This is a genomic window from Bacillus cereus group sp. N21 (genome assembly GCF_016483395.1).
GTDB classification, from domain to species: domain Bacteria; phylum Bacillota; class Bacilli; order Bacillales; family Bacillaceae_G; genus Bacillus_A; species Bacillus_A pseudomycoides.
Genome location: NZ_JAEHBX010000168.1, coordinates 1 through 2,588, shown reverse-complemented (window position 1 = coordinate 2,588; position 2,588 = coordinate 1). Strand labels below are relative to the sequence as shown.

Here is a 2,588-nt window from a genome sequence, read left to right as displayed (position 1 = left end):
TACCGCCACATTATACTCCACCCGCTTTAGTCATATTATAAAATGCTTACTTCGTTTATTATGAAAATGGTACTAATAAAACAGGTTGGTTGAAAGAAGGAACTAATTGGTATTACTTAGATGAAGCAGCTGGCGGAGTGATGAAAACAGGTTGGTTGAAATACGGAGTGAATTGGTATTACTTAGATGCGGCAGCTGGCGGAGCGATGAAAACAGATTGGTTGAAATACGGAGAAAATTGGTATTACTTGGATGAAGTAGCTAGCGGGGCAATGAAGACAGGCTGGTTGAAAACAGGTGGTAGTTGGTACTACTTGGATGCGGCAGCCAGCGGAGCGATGAAAACAGGTTGGTTGAAATACGGAGAAAATTGGTATTACTTGGATGAAGCAGCTAGCGGGGCAATGAAGACAGGCTGGTTGAAATACGGAGAAAATTGGTATTACTTGGATGAAGCAGTTAGCGGGGCAATGAAGACAGGTTGGTTGAAAACAGGTGGTAGTTGGTACTACTTGGATGCGGCAGCCAGCGGAGCAATGAAAACAGGTTGGTTGAAATACGGAGAAAATTGGTATTACTTGGATGCGGTAGCTGGTGGAACGATGAAAACAGGCTGGTTGAAAGAATGGAGTAGTTGGTATTACTTAGATGAAGCAGCCGGTGGAACGATGAAAACAGGTTGGAATAAGATTGACGAAAAAATGAATTATTTCAAAGATAGTGGAAAATGGATAGGAAATACGCGTGAGCTAACGGTTAGATCAACAGCATACTCAAACGACCCAGCAGAAAATGGTGCAAAGCCTGGTGAACATGTTTATACGAGTATGGGAGATGATTTAACTGCTAATCCAAATTTAAAAGTGATTGCTGTGGATACTTCAGTTATTCCACTTGGCTCGAATGTATATGTAGAGGGATATGGACCAGCTGGAGCTAGGGATACTGGTGGAGCTATTAAAGGGAATAAAATAGACGTATTTATACCTTCAAAGCAGGGAGTTTGGAACTGGGGAGTTAGAACAGTAAAGGTATATGTATTACCTTAAAGTCATTGTAGTTAATGTACATATTGTAAAAAATCATTATTACTATAGTAATATGTTTTTATTAGAAACAGCTTTTTCAAGCGAAGACTTGAAGAAGCTGTTTTGTTTAGTGTTGACGCACCAAATTCTCTATTTGTAAAGTCATAAGAAAATCAGGCTTCTTCGAAATATGTGCATTTTGTAGTTACAATCTTTTTCCTTCAAAATCCGATGAATATATTTTGGAGATTAAGAATATTCATAAAACTAACATCTCGTTTATCTCTGAAAATTAATAAATATTAATATAAAAGATGAAAAAAGAGAGGATACCTTATGAAACTATTGAAATCAAAAGCATTATGGGGAGCGGTTGGAGCGATTGTTGTTGCTTCCACTATAGCTTACAATGTAGGGACTATTCCTGGTGATGCAGAAGTAAATGGTAAGGTTACTACATATAAGAGTCTAGTTAGTAATATCGAACAGAAAGAGAATTCACTGGATAAGACAGAAAAAGAATTAAAGACTACAAAAGAAGGTTTGGACAAGGTGAATGCAGAGTTAAAGCTTCGCTCTGCGGAATTCGAAGGGGCTAAAAAATTATTAGAGAACAAGACAAACATCGAGAATGAAATTAAGAACAAGCAATCTGAACTGGATGGTAAAAAGTCAGAGGTAAGCAAACTAGATGGTGATATCAACGCTAAGAAAGCTGAGCTGCAGAAGCTTACGGAAGGTGTTGTATTGAAACAGCAAGAGCCTAAGAAACTTGGTGCAGGCTATTGGTCTGTAGGAAAAGATATTCCTGCAGGTAGATATAAGATAACTGGTAAGAGCAACCTCTTTGTATACAGTTCATCTGGAGGTACAAAGGTGAATGTGATTTTAGGTGGAGGAGACTTTGGACTAGAAAGTTATGAGGTTGCTATAGTCGATGGAGATATTATCGATACTCGCGGCGGTGATACATTTCAAGCGATTCAATAATTGTGATCAGGAGAGTAGTCTCGTGGCTACCAATAGCTTACACTGAACGATATAAATCCTACGTGATGTGACTGTACCTCTTTTCCATGTTCTAGACAAAATAAAACGCCACTTATATTTATAGCTATCAATTTAACCTAAATAAGCCAGATGTTTTTCGACATCTGGCTTATTTGGGCATTCGTTTTTCGAATTATGCAAAAACTCTTGTTCAACCTATATAAATAATCATCCTCATTGATGCGGTGAGCCGTACCATAAATAAGTGAGGTTTAACGGGGATATATTTAAAAGTACACGATGATTATCAGAATAAAAAAGGATAGTCGAAGGAATCGTCATGTAAAAAAAGCTTCTTTTTTTAGTAGTTACTCATTATGAAATCGTCCCCTTAATAAATTTAACAGTACTCCAACAGAAGTCCCCTTCCTCAAGCGCGTGCAGGACATAGTCCAGTGGTAGGGAGGGGATGAATGTTGATCGTGCACAGCGTGAAGTTTTCATTTCCTTTTTCTGTAACTCCATGTATACTAGTAGTATAGGAACGTACATTCGTTTCTTTGTTTTTAG

General features: G+C 38.0%; 2 protein-coding genes and 1 pseudogene. All 3 read left to right on the top strand.

All coding sequences use genetic code 11. The features are described 5' to 3' along the window. Positions 1-80 precede the first annotated feature (80 nt). A pseudogene (locus tag JDS96_RS33535) lies at positions 81-125 on the top strand (hypothetical protein); the annotation flags it as partial. 15 nt (positions 126-140) lie between these two features. Then, complete coding sequence (locus JDS96_RS30160; RefSeq protein WP_274605979.1) at positions 141-1,049, top strand: 3D domain-containing protein; 909 nt, start codon at positions 141-143, stop codon at positions 1,047-1,049. A gap of 315 nt (positions 1,050-1,364) precedes the next feature. Next, on the top strand, positions 1,365-2,018 hold the full coding sequence (locus JDS96_RS30155) for a hypothetical protein (protein ID WP_199669051.1): 654 nt from the start codon (positions 1,365-1,367) through the stop codon (positions 2,016-2,018). Positions 2,019-2,588: the final 570 nt, after the last annotated feature.